Here is an 18,388-nt window from a genome sequence, read left to right as displayed (position 1 = left end):
ATACTGTATATAAAAACAGTATCCAGCATCTCATTATTTTTATCAACCCAATAAAATTTTTTATGCATACGTATTACTATTGAAATATCTTTTTTAGCGTGATTACTCTGTGCTAAGGTTGCCCGCAAATTATTAGTGGCACTTTAACTACATTACACATAATAAAAATTAGGATTGAACAACATGACAACACAGCATGCAACTAAAGGTGAGCATAGCGCACAGACTAAGTGCTCGCTTTTTTATGTTATTTTTATATCGGCCGTTGCCGCTATTGGTGGCTTTTTATTTGGTTTTGATTCAGGCGTTATAAATGGCACCGTATCGGCATTGGGTAATACATTTAATTCAAGCAGTGTTGCAACTGGTTTTAATGTTGCATCTGTATTATTAGGCTGTGCATTAGGGGCATTCGCCGCTGGCCCATTAGCTGACAAGTTTGGCCGTCGCGCTATTATGATTGTCACTGCCATTATATTTGCAGTCAGCGCTTTTGGCTCTGGCATTGCAGATAGTTCTGCTGAGTTTATTTTTTACCGCTTGTTTGGTGGGTTAGGTATAGGTGCAGCCTCGGTTTTAGCGCCTGCTTATATAGCGGAAGTTGCTCCTGCGAGTCTACGTGGTCGCTTAGCTACACTGCAACAACTCGCTATAGTTCTTGGTTTATTTGCAGCTTTTTTAAGTAACTACCTAATTGCTAACGCTGCTGGCGGTGCCGAGGGTATTTTAATGTTAGATTTAGCCGCGTGGCGCTGGATGTTTTGGGCTGAACTTGTTCCTGCAGGCTTATTTTTAATTGGTGTACTTTTTATTCCAGAATCACCGCGTTACCTAGTTGCACAAGGTAAACTTAAACACGCTAAAACTGTATTTAACAAAATCTCAAATGATAATGCAGATACACAAATCAGTGACGTTAAGCAGTCTCTGCAAAGTGATAAAAAGCCAAGTATTCGCGATTTATTTATCGATGGCAGTAAAAAAGTACACCCTATTGTTTGGGTGGGTGTAGCTTTATCTGTTTTCCAACAATTTGTTGGTATTAACGTGGTATTTTATTACGGTTCAGAGCTATGGCAAGCCGCCGGCTTTGATGAATCACAATCACTGTTTATTAATGTACTTGCCGGCACCACCAATATTTTATCTACCTTTATAGCTATTGCCTTGGTTGATAAAGTAGGCCGCAAGCCACTATTATTGGTAGGTAGCTTAGGTATGTTTATTAGTTTAAGTGCACTTACTTACACCTTTGGTAGCGCTGGACTTGATGAAGCAGGCAAGTTAGCACTTAGCGAAAATATGGGTACCTTTGCATTAATAATGGCTAATTTGTTTGTGGTATTTTTTGGCTTAAGTTGGGGCCCTATAGTGTGGGTGCTACTTGGCGAAATGTTTAATAACCGTATTCGCGGTGCGGCCCTTGCTGTTGCAGCTAGCGCGCAATGGATAGCTAACTTTGCTATTACTATGACCTTCCCGATTATGCTCGGCAGTATTGGTTTAGCTGGCGCTTATGGCTTTTATGCCTTATCGGCATTTATTAGTGTATTTTTTGTGGTCAAATACATCAAAGAAACACGCGGTATGAAACTAGAGTCAATGTAATTATTTAGCCTGAGTAGCATCGACTTTCCATTAGTTTACTCAGGCTAATCCCCCATTCTATTATCTTATTTTTCTGCTCATAAAACTAATTAGATACATTTAACCATTTGGCAAGCGGATACTCTCAGGCACGTTGTAAGCTTTTGCCTGTTAAACCATTATCAACTGAGTATATTACCAATCACAGTGTATAAATCATCACTATTAATTGGTTTGGCAATAAAGTCATCCATACCGGCTATTAAGCATCGCTGTTTATCTTCTTCATAGGCATTAGCCGTAATCGCTACTATAGGCACTCGCCAACCTGTTTTAAGTTCCATAACTCTAATCGTACGTGTGCATTCATAACCATCCATGTTAGGCATTTGGCAATCCATTAAAATCAAATCAAACGATTGCTCTTTTAATACATCAAGAGCCTTAATACCATCCTCGGCCATAACAACCACAGCTTTAGTCGGCTCCAACATTTTTGAAATAACCTGCCGATTTATCGCATTATCTTCTACCAACAGTATGTGCTTACCGAGTAGATTTGGTTGCAAAGCTGCTTTTTTAGGTAAGGTTGAGGGAGCGTCTGCTGACTCTGGTGCGCTAATACTAAACGCAAACGTACTACCTTTACCTTCTTCGCTATGTAACTGAATTTCACCGCCCATCATTTTTATCAGCTTTTGAGAAATAGCTAACCCGAGCCCTGTTCCCCCATATTTACGAGCAACGCCCACATCAGCTTGAGTAAATTCGCTAAATAACAGTGATTGCTGTGCCTTCGCAATACCAATGCCACTATCTTCAACGCTAACTTGAAGCTTATTATCGTGATAATCAAACGACAAATTCACAAAGCCTTGCTGCGTAAATTTATACGCATTAGAGAGTAAATTAATGATCACCTGATTTAAGCGTAATTCATCAACACTAATGCACAGTGGCAAATTCTTAGATTGAATAACCGTAAATTCTACCTCTTTGGCAGCAACAATCGAGGAAAATAAAGAACGTATATTTTCGATAAATGGAGTTAGCTGCGTAGGCTTAATATTTAGCTCCATGGCATTTGCTTCAATTTTAGAAAAATCTAAAATATCGTTAAGAATATTAAGCAAGTTTTTTGCACTTTTTTGCTGTGTGATTAACAACTCCTTTTGTTCGGTACTTAAGGACTGATCTCGAAGCAAAACCTCTCCCATACCTAATATGCCATTCATAGGTGTTCGAAGTTCGTGACTCATGTTTGCTAAAAATTGTGATTTAGCAATATTTGCTTCATTGGCGAGTTTTACAGCTTGTGTTAATTCAGTTGTTTGCTCTGCGACTTTCTCTTCTAATTGCTGATTAAAATGACTAAGCTGTTTATTGAGATCTTCATTTTTTACATTAGAAGCTTGCAAACTTTTAATTGAGTGTTGTAGTGCATTGCCCAACATTTCAAATTGTTGCTGTAGTTGCAGCACTTCATACCAACTAGAATCTGTATTAAATACGTGTTTTTTAGTTTTACTAAAGCTATTAATTAAATGAGTGAGCTCTATGATGGGTTTAACCAACAAATGGGTAAATTTATGAATAAATAAAACCACTAGTGCAATAGAGCATAATCCTAGTAACATAGTAGGCAACCATGCAGCCACTACCACCATAGTTAAATGTTTACGATTATATAACGATATAACCTGCCAACCTGTGTTGTCGTCAACATACTGATTTGTATGGTACATCTCGTTATCATTTGAGCGAAAAAGTTGATTGCCACTGAGGCTTTGAAGACTAAGTTCCTGCTGCTTAAAATCACTGAGCGCAGCAAACTGGCTTAACGAACTAAATACCACTTTTTTATCTGCATCTAGAACAAGTAAATCCCCATTATATTCAAATAAATTTGGTATAAACCGCTCTAATTGATCTAGCTTAAGTGATCCCTCAACAACACCATAAAACTCATCATTTTTATAAATCGGGGCGGAAAGCGCTACAATGGGTTGATCGCCTAATCCTCTGCCTTGAAAAACACCACTGATGTAGCCCAACGGGAACTGCTGAGCTTGAGAAAAATAAGGACGATCATTAATATAACGCTGACTCTGACTCAAACCACTGAGCAATTCACTCGGTATACTTTTCTCGACATAACCTTCAGAGCTGGCATATAGACTAGTTACAAAGCCAGGATATAATTCCATTAGCCGCTCTAACTGCTGTTGTATTGATACCCCAGCACTTATTGCATCACTGGTTATTACCATGGCACTTTTATGAAACAATAAATAATCACTCAGCTGGGCACTGATCGAACGAGATTTTTCTTTAAGTTGAGTGTTTACTTCGTATTCTAAGCGCGAATAATGCTGATTAACCAAAAAGACGCTGGTGATCAAAACCACTAAAGCAATAATTATACTTACAACATAGCTTAATATTCGGGCCAGAGGCTGCCCTTGATAAGCTCGGCTTGCATGGGGGACAAATATACTCACCAAGTCGACCAAAGCCAACGCTATCATAGCATTGATTAAGTATTTTGAGGCAGCCACAACAAGTGTGAGCCAAGGCAGGCCTATAACAAAGTGACCCAAAACCCACACCAGTGGTAAGCCCACTAAAAACCAAAATACGGCGCCTAAAGGAAGTATTGGCTTAGAACGCTTTAAACAAAAGGCATAAAGCCAAAATAGCTCAAGTACATAAACAACACTGGTCCAGCTATGCCCCCAGCGATAAAATAAAAAACCAGTTACAATCGCTAAACTAAGAAGAGAATAACGAAGCCCTGCAAACACTAGGCTAAGTATTACAAACGTCTGACCAAATAAAAATTCAGAGCTATCAAAAAAATACAGAGGTAGAAGGTTAGCGCAACCTCCAATAAGCCCGAGTAATATTGCCAGCGCCCATTTATTCCTCTGAGATGTCATATTGACCCTTTATAGCTTTATTGAACACCTGCGGTGTATAGTATAATCGCGAGTTTTAATTATTACTTACCCATTAGCTATTGTCTATAATGACAAAAAATTAGCTAAGTGCGTAAAAGCTAGAATTAGCGTACGAATAACAAAATAAATATTAGAAAATAGATAAATGGAATTTTAATACACCCAAATGAGGAATTTGGGTGGCAGTCTTACCAGCCACATCTCGGCACACACGTCACAAACTGTGGCTGCTCCCTTCCGGGCCTGACCAGGTTCGCCTGCTAGTGTTGCGAGAGGACCAATAAGACTACCATTGAGGGCCTTGGTTGGCGCGATTGAGATTATCTCTACTTTTGCTCTGTTATTCAAGGGATAATCAAAAAAGAAAGTGCGATTGCATACTTCATATACAATCGCAGTCTATTTAGGTGTTAAAGCGATTATTAATTGCTCTCTAACTCTGCTTTTATGTTACGTAGTGCCGCTTTTACTTTTTTCATGTTCTCTGGGCCCATGCGTAAAAGTTGCTTTTGCGCAGCGGGTAATTGCTCCCATTCAGAAAACGCATACTGATAGGTCACTGAATCACGCAATAATGGTAAGCTACCTTTTGGCTCAGGAGTATCAAGTAACAGGTCAATGGCATCTTCAAGTGTTTGAGTAAACTCATCATCACCATAACCAATTTCAGTATATGCGCTGTTGATCAGTGGTTTATACTCATCATATAAACGCACAGCTTGAGCTGCACTCATACTTGTGAGTACTTTTACATATGGGGTATAGCGTTCATAGCTATTAGGATCAATTGTTAAAATATCGCCTTCGTTTACGCTAAAACCCTCTTCTAATTTTGCAACTGGGGTATGCTTGGTAGCCACTTTGCCTTTTGCTAAATTATCGACAAACACTACGCCACGGCGAATAACATCATCATTTAACACTAAGCTCATCGCTACATCACCCAAATATTCATCTAATTTTGCAATGACTACAGGGTCGCTGTCGTTTAACGTTGGTAAAGATACAACTTCAGCTTCGGGCTCAACTTCTGGACGCTGAGCTGGAACATCTAATTCCGCAGGTTTTTCAGGCTTAACAGAGGGCGCACCTACCACAGGATCGTTTTCAGGCTTTAACTCCATAATAGGTTGCTCTTTTACTGGTTCTTCAACCTGCATAACTGTTTTTGGAGCTTCACTTGGTTTTAATAAAACAAACGCAGCGGCAATAATGATAATTAATAAAATAACCCCTGCAAAGATAAGGTTGTTATTCGGCGGACGTTTTTGAACGTCTGATCCTGATGGTTTATCTGACATACGAACTCCATAAATATAAAAATGCGATACTGTTTAGAGTACTCTAAACAGATTTAATTCATAATTTACACCAATATTTATTAATGTAAGTTATGTATCCTTTGATTCTTCTAGCTTAAAGACTTACAGTGAATAAATAAAGTAAAGACAGTGAACAGTTTAAATACGTAACATGAAAATTAAGCAAGTCGATCCTAGTAAACCAAAAGTGGCTTTATTACTCACCGGTGGTGGTGCCCGAGCAGCTTACCAAGTGGGCGTGTTAAAAGCATTAGCGCAAAGTATGCCCAGAACTGCCCCGCTGCCCTTTAGAGTGATAAATGGTACATCTGCTGGCGCAATTAATTCTGCGGCGTTAGCGTGTTACGCTTCATGTATGCATTTAGCCGTTAGAAAGCTAGAGACAGTATGGAAAAACTTTTCCACCTCTATGGTATATAAAAGTGACTTTTTGAGTGTGTTTGGTCATATTACTCGTAATATTTTAACTAGTTTTCAGTCTGAGCATATAAACCATCCACCGGCGAGCTTATTAAATAATCGGCCACTTAGAAAGCTATTAAACGATATTCTTGATTTACATCGAATTGAACGTAACTTACATCGTGACTACTTAGAGGCGCTGTCGATTACAGCATCTAGTTATACGACCGGTGATTCTGTTGCTTTTTTTCAGTCAAATACGCAGCATTCTTGGCAGCGAGCAAAACGCGAAGGTCGCGCTACGCGAATTAATGTTGAGCATTTAATGGCCTCAAGTGCTATTCCTATGGTTTTTCCTAGTGTAAATATTTATAACCACTACTTTGGTGATGGTTCTATACATCAACTTTCACCTTTAAGCCCGTCTATTCACTTAGGGGCAAATAAAATATTTATTATTGGTGTTGAACAACCCAAGGAACCTCACCCTCCAGGTTACTCTGCGCATTTCCCCGGGCTTTCTGCTGTAGCAGGCCACTTACTCGACAGTGTATTTACCGACACTATGCAATCTGATTTAGAACGATTAGATCGAGTAAATCGTACGCTGGGGTTATTACCCGATAGACAAAAGCATCAAGAGTTAAAACAAATAGACAGCTTTATTATTAACCCCTCGCAAAACTTTAATGCAATTGCAGCGCAATACTATGATGATATGCCTTGGGCAATTAAAGTGTTACTCCGTATGATCGGGGTTAAAAAACGCTCTCAGTCGAGTTTAACCAGTTACTTATTATTTGAAAAACGCTATACCCAGCACTTAATTCAAATTGGATACGAAGATGGCATGAAGCAACTGCCCGAGATGAGAAAGTTTTTAGAGCTAGACTAAGAGGCTACTCTTACTCAATGCCATCGAGCAAGTAATGCTCAACATGCTCTACTCGCCTCGGTTTGCCTTGCAACACTATAATATCATTTGCGTATAGTACGGTATGCTCTTGTGGCATCTCTATCTCTTCACCTTCACGCCGAAGCGCCTTAATTAACACCTTTCTTTTAGCTAAATTAAGCTCACTAATAGCCTTGTTTACCGCAAATGCTTTATCCGGCAAGGCAATGACATGTAAGTACTCTAACCGTTCGGGCAAATTGGTATCGCTTTCGATGTTTTCGCCTGCAAAAAAACTTTGTAATAGCTTATAGCGGTTACGTCTTTCGCTACTAACACGGCGAATTATTCGGCTCATTGGTACACCCGACATAGACAACACATGTGAGACCAGCATTAAACTTGCCTCGAGCGCTTCAGGCACAACTTCAGTGACGCCTAAATCTTTTAAACGCTCTAATTGGCTGTCGTCACGGGTTCTTATGAGTATTTTTACCTTAGGAGCAACCTGTTTTATGGCATCAATCACTATTTGAGTTTGTTGAAATTCCGTAAAAGTAATAATCACTAAGCGTGCTCGCTCTACCCCTGCGCACTTTAAAATATCTTTTTGCTCAACGTGACCAAACAATAAAGGTTCACCCGCCGCTTTTCCTTCTTGCACTAGTATGGGATCGCTTTCAATGGCCACATAATCAATAGCCTCTGGCGATAAAAAGCGAGCAATAGTTTGCCCTACCCGAGAAAATCCACATATAACTACATGATTATTATAAAGCGTACTGCTTTGTGGCTCATCTTCATAGGCAAACTTAGCGCGTTCTAACATACCCAGTCGCTTTAAAATAAAGGGGGTTTTATCGATTAAATACGGGGTGAGAGCCATAGAAATTACACCCATGGCAATTAAAAATGATACTTGCTCCGCACTCAGTAAGTCATGCTGTGCTGCGAGTGCTATTAACACAAAACCAAACTCACCCATTTGCCATAACATAATAGCACAGGCTAATGCGTCCTGTTTTCGCTCTCCCATAAATAAAGACGATACGGTTACTACGGCGATTTTTAAGACTAAAATGCCCAGTAAGGCAGCAACAATAATACCCGCATGATTAACAACAAAGCTGATATCTAGCTGCATACCTACGGTGACAAAAAATAACCCCATTAAAATATCACGGAACGGGCGAATATCCGCTTCTAGCTGATGGCGGTAATGGCTTTCACCAAGCATCATACCCGCTAAAAATGCCCCTAATGCCATTGATAAGCCAAATGAATAAGTAAGTAAACCCGCAAACAAAGCAACTAATAAAGTAGTTAAAACAAATAGCTCATCACTTTTTGCTAATGCCACTTCATTAAATACTCTAGGTAAAACCCATTTGCCAATTGCCCATAGCAACACGCAGACAAACGCACCTTTAGTTAGTGCAAATAACAGAGCCCAGCCAATACCATTTGAGTCACTGCTGGCAAATAACGGTAAAATAATCAGTAATGGTACAACAGCAATGTCTTGAAATAATAAAACGCCGATTGCCAATTGCCCACGGCGTTTATTTAAATCGCCGCTCTCTTTTAATAATTTGGCAACCACCGCAGTAGAGGAGAGCGTAATAATAATGCCAATGGTAAAACTGGTTAATAAATTAAAATTTAATAAATGCAGAGTCACAATCAGCAAAATACTACTAACAAATACTTGTAGCGACCCTAAACCAAATACAATATTACGCATCGCCATTAGGCGCGATACAGAAAACTCCAAACCTAAGCTAAACAGCAAAAATACAATACCTAGCTCTGCAATAAAGTCCATCTCATGGCTTTGCGTCATCCAGCCAACACCATGACCACCCGCTAATAAACCCACAGCCAAATAAGCCAACACAGGGGGAAGCCCTATGCGCTTAAATAGCCATACAAATAAAACCGCAGCGACTAAAAGTCCAAAAATCTGAGCATTAATACTTTGCAACGCAAACCTTAAAATAATCTATGGGATGTGACTTAACTATAGCAATCGCATAACTTTCAGCCAGAATAAAAATATGGCACGCAATCTGCTTATTTATAAAAAGTAATACTATAGGGGGAAGAAATAGTGGAAAACGTTCATATTTTGACACAACGTATCTCTGGTCGCGGTGAATTTTTGCCGTTCTCAGCAGAGCAATACAATAGCAATACACCAACAGCACTGCATGAGCTGGCGGCCAAACTACAAACTAGCCTAGTGTTGGAAGATATTTTAGGCACATTTGCAAATTTTGCAAAACAGCTGCTTAATTTTTCTGGGGTACACTTTCAAACATCATGTATTGATGTTAAAACACCCAATAGTGATGTTGAAAACCCAGCATACTCATTTGATCTAAATGTTGAAAGTGAGCATTTAGGCACACTCACTTATTACACAAAATATCCGCTTAGTGCGGCTATTGAAAAAAAGCTGCAGCATTTTCACAGTGTATTAATTTATCCACTACGTAATGCAATAATGTACAACCGTGTATTAAAGCTAGCAACAAAAGACTCGTTGACGGGGTTAAACAACCGTAGTCAATTTAATGACATGTTACAACAAAAGCTTGAAAATCATAGACGTAACGGCCATCCATTTAGTTTAATGCTGCTTGATTTAGATAATTTTAAACAAGTAAATGATAACTATGGTCATAAAATTGGCGATGACGTTTTAATAGAATTTGCCACAGTTTTATCTAGTAGTATTAGAGGCACAGATTCAGTATTTCGTTTTGGTGGCGATGAGTTTTCAATACTAATTGAGGACCCTGCTTTTACCACCAATAAAGTGATTGCAGAACGTATCATGCGTTTAGTAAGAAACTCACCGATTATGTCTAAGTACAATGTAACAACCAGTATTGGTTTTACCCTAACTAACAGTGATGATTGCCAAAATGAGATATTTTCTCGTGCGGACAAGGGCTTGTATAAAGCAAAAGCATCTGGGCGAAACTGCGCAAAAGCCTATTAAACAATAAAAGAACATAATATTTGAAAAGCCCAGCCTCCCCCGCTGGGCTTTTTTACGCTACTTTTTTAATATAAAGTATTTGTAAATTAGTAGCATGGTGCAAAAACCAAAAAAGAAGCCACTGAGTAAATTAAGTAATGCCGCAATTGTTGCAAGTGGTGTAAAAAGCACCAACAGTAAAGGCGTACTCACTCCTAAAATGAAAAACACGCCCCCTTTACCCAACCAGTAGGCAAGTAAAATGGCGGCACATACCATACCACCCAATACAGCGTAGCCGAGGGTAGTAATATTAAGGGTTAAAAATACATTCGCTAAAACCGCGATCAATAGCGTAATTAATATGCCAGTGGGCGCCTTATTAATAAGCGACAGTCCAACATGAGGTTGCTGACTCATAATTTATACTCCCAAATTACACCATGTTCATCTTTATGGTTATCACTAACAAAATAACCAACCACTTGCACTAGCTCATCGTTGTAAAAAATTAATGGAATATCAGCACGTAGCCAAGGCGCTACTTTTGCATCTTTAAACCAATGTTTAAGCGTATTACTACCTGGTTTTTTGAGTGGTTTAATACGCGCACTATTGCAGTTAAAGCGCACACTAACTTGTTCATCCGTTTTAGGGGCGCGCATACCCACTCCCTGCAGGCATTGTAGTATTTGTCCGTCATTCAGCACTAGTTCGCGACTTGTTACGCGTTCAATATTAACGGCTAATGGCTTTGGTTGCACAAAATAAAGTAAACCTTGATGGCGGCGTATTTGCCCATCACTTAGCTCAATTTTTATTTGTGCATCAGCTTGTGCATGAATGGCTTGGCTCATTATTTGTTTTAATTGCTTTTGTGAGGGCATAGTGTGGCTAAATAATGCCAGCCACTCGCGTAATACATTAGCAATGCGAATAGCGCTGTAATGAGCCATATTTTGTATATTAAGCGCCTGATGTTGATTAATGCACTGAGCGAGATCTTGCTGGGTATACTCATCCAGTAGTGCTTGCTGCTGCTGTAATAATTCAATACTTCGTGCTGTACACTGCTCAAAACCAGTAAAACGCTCTGCCAACTTAGGCACTATTTGTTGGCGCAAAAAATTACGATCAAAGTGCTCATTGGCGTTGGATTCATCGGTAATATGGCTAATATTAAATTGCTGAGCAAACGCTTCTATCTCGCTGCGTTTTACCGCCAATAATGGCCTATAGCACTCACGGCCACTTTTAAGTATGCGAGTTTGCTGCATAGCGCCGAGCCCTTTTAAGCCTGAGCCGCGCTTTAAACGAAGTAAAAATGTCTCTACTTGGTCGTTTAAATGCTGGCCTAACAAAATGACACTATCACTTGGGCTGTATTCGTCAAGCGCTTGATAACGAGCTTCGCGAGCCTGCGCTTCAATACTGGTGCGCGATTGCTGCTTAATTATGACGTGTGCCGCTTTAAAATAAATTGAAAGTTGCTCACAACGTGCTTGGCAAAATTGCTGCCAGTGATGGGCGTTATCACTTAAGCCATGATTTACATAAATTGCACTTAAATTTAATTGTGGCCACTGCTCTTTTAATCCATGCATTATCTGCAACAACACCACCGAATCTACGCCACCAGATAAGGCCACAGTAAATGTGAATTGCCCGTTTTCTATATAATGATTAAGGGCTTTTTGTACCTGCAGATAAATTTGTGATGTGTGCATTATTATAACCAATGAGTGAATTGCTAATAACCCGAATAAAAAAGGCTCTACGTTACGGTATATTAAAACAAAAAAAGCCGCATAGGCGGCTTTTTTCTATATTTAGCTACATTTAGCTATGTTTAGCTATGTTTAGCAATAACCAAACGACATTAAACGCTTGTAACGTTGATCAAGCATCTCTTCAAGCGATAACGCTTGTAAGTCTGCTAAATCGCGCTTAAGGCGAACTTTTAAATTACGTGCCATGGCATCATAATTACGGTGTGCACCACCTAGCGGCTCATCAACTAGGTTGTTGATTAAATCTAGCTCTTTAACGCGCTCGGCTGTTACACCCATTGCTTCTGCTGCAAGTGGCGCTTTATCAGCACTTTTCCATAAGATAGAGGCACAGCCTTCTGGTGAAATAACTGAGTAAGTGCTGTATTGCAGCATGTTTACTCTGTCGCCAACACCAATCGCTAATGCACCACCTGAACCACCTTCACCAATAACAGTACAAATTGTAGGTACTTTTAGTGCGGCCATTACTTTTAGGTTACGTGCAATTGCTTCAGACTGACCACGCTCTTCTGCGCCAACACCTGGGTATGCACCTGGGGTGTCGATAAAGGTCATGATTGGCATTTTAAAACGCTCAGCCATTTCCATTAAGCGCAATGCTTTACGGTAACCTTCTGGTTTTGGCATGCCAAAATTACGTTTAATTTTTTCAGCAGTACCACGGCCTTTTTGCTGACCGATCACCATAACAGGTTCACCATCTAAACGAGCAACGCCGCCTAAAATTGCAGGGTCGTTAGCAAACGTACGATCACCCGCAAACTCGTCAAATTCCGTAAAAATACGCTCGATATAATCTCGAGTATAAGGACGCAGCGGATGACGTGCTAGCTGTGATACTTGCCAAGCACCAAGTTCAGAGAAAATTTTCTCCTTCATTTGTGCGCTCTTTTCTTTAAGTTTGCTGACTTCCTCTTCTAATCCAAGGTCTAATTCGCCAGCGCGGCTTACATTTTGTAATTCTTCAATTTTTGCTTCTAATTCTGCGATTGGAAGCTCAAAATCAAGATAATTGAGGCTCATGCTCTAAACTACCTAATTAGTTAAATTCTAGTTCTACATTTTGCGCTGCCATCAGCGATAACTTATGAATTAAGTCGTCACTTGGCGTAACACACCATTCGATCCCTAGGGTTAATTGCACCAACGCATCGGGGCGTTGATAATATACCTTGATCGGACACGTTCCCATTTTGTATGGTTCGAGTACTTTTTGTAATTTATCGAAGAAACCAGCCTCGATCTGCACCATATTCAGCGTCATCTTAATCGCTTTTATACGCTTTTCACGCGCCTGAGCAATGGTGTTTATTTCTCTGGCGGTCATTGTAATACCACCAGAGAAGTTATCAAAGCTGACCTGTCCGGATATCACCAAAATATTATTGATTTGCAACATATCTTGGTACATTTCAAACTGTTCTGGAAACAAGCGTACATCAATTCGGGCGCTTTTGTCATCTAAAGTTATCAAGCCCCAGCGATTTCCTTTTTTATTAATTAAGGTTCTCGCGGCAATCACCAAGCCCGCCCCAGTTGAGACTACATCACGGTTAGTGGGCTGCAAATCAATGAGTCGGCCTGAGGTGTAATGCCCAAGCTCTCGTCGATACTGGTTTATAGGATGGCCAGTTAAATAAAGGCCTAAGGTATCTTTTTCGCCATCAAGCCACTGATTATCTGTAAGTGGTGTGGCTTTAATAAACGCTTGCTCTACTTCGTCAGGCTCTGTGGCCAGTAAACCAAACAAGTCACTTTGCCCTAACAGCTCAGCTTTGTTGTGTTGATCGGCTGCGCGCATTGCATCTTTTAAACTTGCCAGCAGCGTTGCTCGCCCAGGTTGATTTTTTTCTGGCCCTAGTTGATCTAATGCACCTGCATAAATTAATTTTTCGGTGACACGTTTATTTAAGCGTTTTAAATCAACACGCGCACAAAAATCAAATAGGTCCTTAAATGGGCCGCCTTTTGCTCGCGCTTCTAATATGGCATCAACGGGAGCCTCACCCACGCCTTTAATTGCTCCTATACCGTAAACAACTTCACCTTGAAGATTAACAGTAAACTTGTATTCACCAGCGTTTACATCGGGCGGTAACAAAGTGAGTTTCATGTTTTCACATTCATCCACCAGCGTTACTATTTTGTCGGTGTTATCCATATCAGCCGACATTACTGCAGCCATAAACTCAGCCGGGTAATGGGTTTTCATCCACAGCGTTTGATACGATACCAATGCATAAGCTGCTGAGTGAGATTTGTTAAAACCATAACCCGCAAACTTTTCAACCAAGTCGAATATTTTTATCGCAAGCTCGCCATCAATGCCATTATTACGCGCGCCCTCTTCAAAGGTTGAGCGCTGTTTTGCCATTTCTTCGGGCTTTTTCTTACCCATGGCACGACGTAACATATCGGCGCCGCCTAGTGTATAACCGGCCAGCACCTGCGCTATTTGCATAACTTGTTCTTGATACAAAATAATGCCGTAAGTCGGCTCAAGAATAGGCTTTAAACTTTCGTGTTGATATTGCGCATCGGGGTATGAAATTTCTTCTCTGCCGAGCTTTCGGTCGATGAAGTTATCTACCATGCCTGATTGCAGTGGACCTGGACGGAACAAAGCAACAAGGGCTATCATATCTTCGAAGCAATCGGGCTTTAATCGGCGAACTAGGTCTTTCATGCCGCGTGATTCTAGCTGGAATACGGCGGTGGTTTCAGCGCGCAGCAGTAGTTCAATACTTTTTTTATCATTCAGTGGAATGGTGTTGATATCAACCGGCTGCTTGCCTTCACGCTTTAAGCGCTCGTTGGTCATATCCACTGCCCACTGTAAGATGGTCAGCGTACGTAAGCCTAAAAAGTCAAACTTAACCAAACCAGCAGTTTCTACATCGTTTTTATCAAACTGAGTAACCGGAAACTTGCCTTCATCATCACAATAGAGCGCAGCAAAATCGGTAATCGTGGTCGGCGATATTACAACCCCCCCTGCGTGCTTACCGGCATTACGGGTACAACCCTCAAGAATACGACACATGTCGATTAAGTCTTTAACTTCTTCATCGCCGTCGTAGGCTTCTTGCAAACGAGGTTCAACTTCAAACGCTTTGGCCAAGGTCATTCCCGGATCGCCCGGAATAAGCTTAGAAATACGATCAACAAATCCATAAGGATGACCAAGTACCCGGCCTACATCGCGTATAACCGCTTTGGCCGCCATAGTACCAAAAGTAATAATTTGCGATACCGCATCACGGCCATACAAGGCCGATACGTGATCAATTACTTCATCACGTCTATCCATACAAAAATCGACGTCAAAGTCGGGCATAGAAACACGTTCTGGATTCAAGAAGCGCTCGAAGAGTAAATCGAACTCTAGTGGATCAAGGTCGGTAATTTTAAGCGCATAAGCTACTAAGGAGCCCGCACCTGAACCACGCCCTGGACCTACAGGAATATTGTTATCTTTACTCCACTGAATAAATTCCATTACGATCAAGAAGTAACCTGGGAATCCCATTTGGTTAATTACATCGAGCTCTATCTTTAAACGCTCATCGTATTCGCCGCGTTTTTCTTGGCGTTCTTGTTCATCAGGAAATAAAAATTGCAGTCGTTCTTCAAGTCCATCTTGTGAGACTTTAACCAAAAACTCATCAATTTTTAATGAGCCTGTGGGGTAATCTGGTAGGAAATACTCACCTAATTGAACGGTTACATTACAGCGTTTTGCGATTTCTACGGTATTTTGTAACGCCTCTGGAATATCACTAAATAGCTCTGCCATTTGTTCTGGCGTTTTTAGGTATTGCTCTTGTGAAAAACGCTTTGGTCGGCGTTTATCATCTAGGGTATAACCATCAAAAATAGCCACCCGAATTTCATGGGCTTCAAAGTTTTCTGGCTTTAAAAATACCACTTCATTGGTAGCCACTACTGGCAGTTGCTCTGTGGTTGCAAGCTCCACTGCCATGTGCAAATAATTTTCTTCTTGAGCACGGTTGGTGCGAATAAGCTCAATATAATAATGATCGCTGAAGTGCTGCTTATAAAAGCTTACCACCGACTCAACAATAGCGGGGTTGCCTTTTATTAATGCTTTTCCTAAATCGCCATCTTTAGCACCCGAGAGTATGATGAGCCCCTCTTTTAAATCAACTAACCATTCACGGTCAATAACTGGACGATGAAACACATGACCACGTTGGTAAGCTTTAGAAATCAATAAAGTAATATTTTTATAGCCAGTGTTATCTTTAGCTAATAACGTTATTCGGCTTGGCTCATCAGGAAACTCAGGACTACGTACCCAAAAATCAGCACCAACAAGTGGCTTGATACCTGCGTTATGCGCTGCGCCATAAAAACGCACTAAACCACAAAAGTTCATTTGATCGGTAATTGCCAGCGCTGGCATTTCAAGCTCTTGTGCTTTAGCGACTATTGGTTTGGTTTTTGCCAAACCATCAACCATCGAAAAGTCTGAGTGCACTCGTAAGTGAACAAAATCAGGAGTTGGCATAATTACTCCTTACCCGAAAGCGCAAGCACACGCTGCACCGGTTTAAAGCTCTTACGATGCTCATCTATAGCGCCGTATTGCTCAAGCGCTGCAAAGTGTGCTTTAGTCGGATACCCTTTATGCCCTGCAAACCCATATTGTGGATAGCGCGCATCAAGTTCAATCATTTCATCATCACGAGCCACTTTTGCTAAAATAGATGCGGCTGAGATTTCAGCGACTAAGCTATCACCCTTAACCACCGCTTGGGCGGGCATAGCTAATTTAGGCAGGCGGTTACCATCTACAAACACAAATTCAGGCACTGTGCTAAGTGCTTCCACTGCGCGACTCATGGCAAGCATAGTGGCTTGTAATATATTTAGCTCATCTATTTCGCTTGGACTACAACGGCCAATGGCGTAACACAGTGCTTTTTCTTTTATTTCAGTGGCTAATAATTGACGTTTTTTATCCGTTAATTTTTTAGAATCGGCCAAGCCTGCGATTGGCTTATTGGGATTTAAAATAACAGCGGCAGTAACCACGTCGCCCACCAGCGGTCCACGACCCACTTCATCTACACCGGCAATTAGGGTTACATTAGGTCGTTCAATTTGCATTTATTAACTCCGCCACTGCATTTGCAGCTTGTTTACTTGCATCTAATCTAATTTTTTCATGTATGGCTAAAAAGCGGGCTTTTAACTCTTTATTGTCACTATTTAGCATAGGGGTAAGTGCTGCTGTTAAATTAGCGACATTACACTCGCTTTGCAAAAACTCTGGCACTAATTCTTCGTCTGCCAATAAATTAGGTAACGAAAAATATTTAATATTAAAGGTAAATAAGGTTTTAAAAATCCAATAACTCAGTGGTTTAATTTTATAACCAACCACCATTGGTTTTTTATATAACATGCCCTCAAGCGTTGCCGTACCTGATGCCAGTAATATGGCATCGGCGGCTTGCATGGCTAAATTTGATTGGCCGTCTAGTAAGTTAACATTTAGTGAGGGCGCTGTGGCATTTAAAATAGCAATAAACTGCGCTTTGCGCTTTTCGTTCACCAGTGGCACAACGACTTTAAGCGCTGGGTTCTGTGCTTGCAACTGAGCCGCTGTTTTTATGTAGGTTTCACTTAACAAGCCCACTTCTGAGCCCCGGCTCCCGGGTAATAACGCTAACACCTTGTCATCAGCATTTAAGCCTAGTTGGCTACGGGCTTGGCTATCGTCGTGCTCAAGTGCAATGTCGTCGGCTAATGTGTGGCCTACAAAAGTACAAGGTACTTGGTGCTTGTCGTAAAATTCTTTCTCAAAAGGTAATAAAGCCAATACTAAGTTAGTGGCTGCACTTATAGTGTGAATGCGTTTTTCACGCCACGCCCACACTGAAGGGCTAACGTATTGCACAGTTTTAATACCCGCATCTTTTAACGGTTTTTCTACACGTAAATTAAAATCGGGCGCGTCAATGCCTATAAACACATCAGGAGGATTATCAATAAAGTGCTGTACTAACTGCTTGCGAATTTTTAGCAAGCGCGGTAAACGGCCAAGGACTTCAACCAACCCCATAACCGACAGTTCATCCATATCAAACAGCGTTTTGCAGCCTTGAGCTTGCATTTTAGGACCTGCAATACCTTCAAAGATTGCATCAGGAAAATGCGCTTTAAGCGCTTTTATCAGCCCTTCACCTAAAATATCGCCCGACAGTTCACCTGCCACAATACCAATTCGTAGTTGTTTTTTATCTTTTTTCATTTGCTATTTTTTCACAAGTAAACCCGGCGTTCATACCGATTAGTTTACCGTGTTTTAAGGCTAGGTTAAACGCTTAAAACGCACCACTTTTTTCTAGCTTACTCTTAATTGATGATTGCGTATTTTATAGACTGATGTAATGTCATAGTATATTAAAGTTTTC

12 protein-coding genes and 1 other RNA gene are annotated in these 18,388 nt (G+C 40.6%); 3 read left to right on the top strand and 10 right to left on the bottom strand.

The window, feature by feature from the left end; all coding sequences use genetic code 11:
* Positions 1-183: 183 nt before the first annotated feature.
* Entirely contained in the window at positions 184-1,608 is a 1,425-nt protein-coding gene (locus DK924_RS03575; RefSeq protein WP_010388211.1) for a sugar porter family MFS transporter, read from the top strand.
* A gap of 161 nt (positions 1,609-1,769) precedes the next feature.
* On the opposite strand, the gene DK924_RS03570 is transcribed toward DK924_RS03575, so the two are convergent.
* The 3 genes from DK924_RS03570 to DK924_RS03560 all read right to left on the bottom strand — a co-directional run bounded on the left by DK924_RS03570 (position 1,770) and on the right by DK924_RS03560 (position 5,848).
* Entirely contained in the window at positions 1,770-4,526 is a 2,757-nt protein-coding gene (locus DK924_RS03570; protein ID WP_109874350.1) for a hybrid sensor histidine kinase/response regulator, read from the bottom strand.
* Between the two features lie 207 nt (positions 4,527-4,733).
* Positions 4,734-4,830: signal recognition particle sRNA small type (gene ffs / locus DK924_RS03565), an RNA gene on the bottom strand.
* Positions 4,831-4,969: 139 nt separating this feature from the next.
* A complete protein-coding gene (locus DK924_RS03560) occupies positions 4,970-5,848 on the bottom strand; it encodes a DUF3014 domain-containing protein (RefSeq protein ID WP_010388163.1) in 879 nt (292 codons plus the stop codon).
* A gap of 172 nt (positions 5,849-6,020) precedes the next feature.
* On the opposite strand from DK924_RS03560, the gene DK924_RS03555 reads away from it, so the two are divergent.
* Positions 6,021-7,166 (top strand): patatin-like phospholipase family protein, encoded by a 1,146-nt coding sequence (locus DK924_RS03555; protein WP_010388160.1) that lies wholly within the window; start codon positions 6,021-6,023, stop codon positions 7,164-7,166.
* A 10-nt stretch (positions 7,167-7,176) separates the two neighbouring features.
* On the opposite strand, the gene DK924_RS03550 is transcribed toward DK924_RS03555, so the two are convergent.
* Positions 7,177-9,150 carry a monovalent cation:proton antiporter-2 (CPA2) family protein gene (locus DK924_RS03550; protein ID WP_109874349.1) on the bottom strand — a complete coding sequence of 658 codons (1,974 nt, stop codon included), beginning with the start codon at positions 9,148-9,150 and terminating at the stop codon, positions 7,177-7,179.
* Positions 9,151-9,276: 126 nt separating this feature from the next.
* Between DK924_RS03550 and DK924_RS03545 the strand changes: the two genes are divergently transcribed.
* Positions 9,277-10,173: a GGDEF domain-containing protein gene (locus DK924_RS03545; protein ID WP_109874348.1), complete on the top strand. Its 897-nt coding sequence runs from the start codon at positions 9,277-9,279 to the stop codon at positions 10,171-10,173.
* A gap of 57 nt (positions 10,174-10,230) precedes the next feature.
* Here the strand turns inward: DK924_RS03545 and DK924_RS03540 are convergent, their stop codons facing one another.
* The 6 genes from DK924_RS03540 to lpxB all read right to left on the bottom strand — a co-directional run bounded on the left by DK924_RS03540 (position 10,231) and on the right by lpxB (position 18,225).
* Positions 10,231-10,572 carry a hypothetical protein gene (locus DK924_RS03540; protein WP_109874347.1) on the bottom strand — a complete coding sequence of 114 codons (342 nt, stop codon included), beginning with the start codon at positions 10,570-10,572 and terminating at the stop codon, positions 10,231-10,233.
* Positions 10,569-11,879 (bottom strand): tRNA lysidine(34) synthetase TilS, encoded by a 1,311-nt coding sequence (gene tilS, locus DK924_RS03535; RefSeq protein WP_109874346.1) that lies wholly within the window; start codon positions 11,877-11,879, stop codon positions 10,569-10,571. Before tilS ends, DK924_RS03540 begins: the two co-directional genes overlap by 4 nt.
* 132 nt (positions 11,880-12,011) lie before the next feature.
* On the bottom strand, positions 12,012-12,968 hold the full coding sequence (gene accA, locus DK924_RS03530) for an acetyl-CoA carboxylase carboxyl transferase subunit alpha (RefSeq protein ID WP_008110950.1): 957 nt from the start codon (positions 12,966-12,968) through the stop codon (positions 12,012-12,014).
* A 16-nt stretch (positions 12,969-12,984) separates the two neighbouring features.
* A complete protein-coding gene (dnaE, locus tag DK924_RS03525; protein WP_055012774.1) occupies positions 12,985-16,476 on the bottom strand; it encodes a DNA polymerase III subunit alpha in 3,492 nt (1,163 codons plus the stop codon).
* 2 nt (positions 16,477-16,478) lie between these two features.
* On the bottom strand, positions 16,479-17,078 hold the full coding sequence (gene rnhB / locus DK924_RS03520) for a ribonuclease HII (protein WP_010388148.1): 600 nt from the start codon (positions 17,076-17,078) through the stop codon (positions 16,479-16,481).
* Positions 17,068-18,225, bottom strand: coding sequence for a lipid-A-disaccharide synthase (lpxB, locus tag DK924_RS03515; protein WP_008110958.1), 1,158 nt, complete (start codon positions 18,223-18,225; stop codon positions 17,068-17,070). Before lpxB ends, rnhB begins: the two co-directional genes overlap by 11 nt.
* Between the last annotated feature and the right edge of the window lie 163 nt (positions 18,226-18,388).

It is taken from the genome of Pseudoalteromonas sp. meg-B1 (genome assembly GCF_003173795.1).
Taxonomy (GTDB): domain Bacteria; phylum Pseudomonadota; class Gammaproteobacteria; order Enterobacterales; family Alteromonadaceae; genus Pseudoalteromonas; species Pseudoalteromonas undina.
The sequence above is the reverse complement of the archived record's forward strand: the minus strand, read 5'-3'. Positions and strand labels throughout refer to the sequence as shown.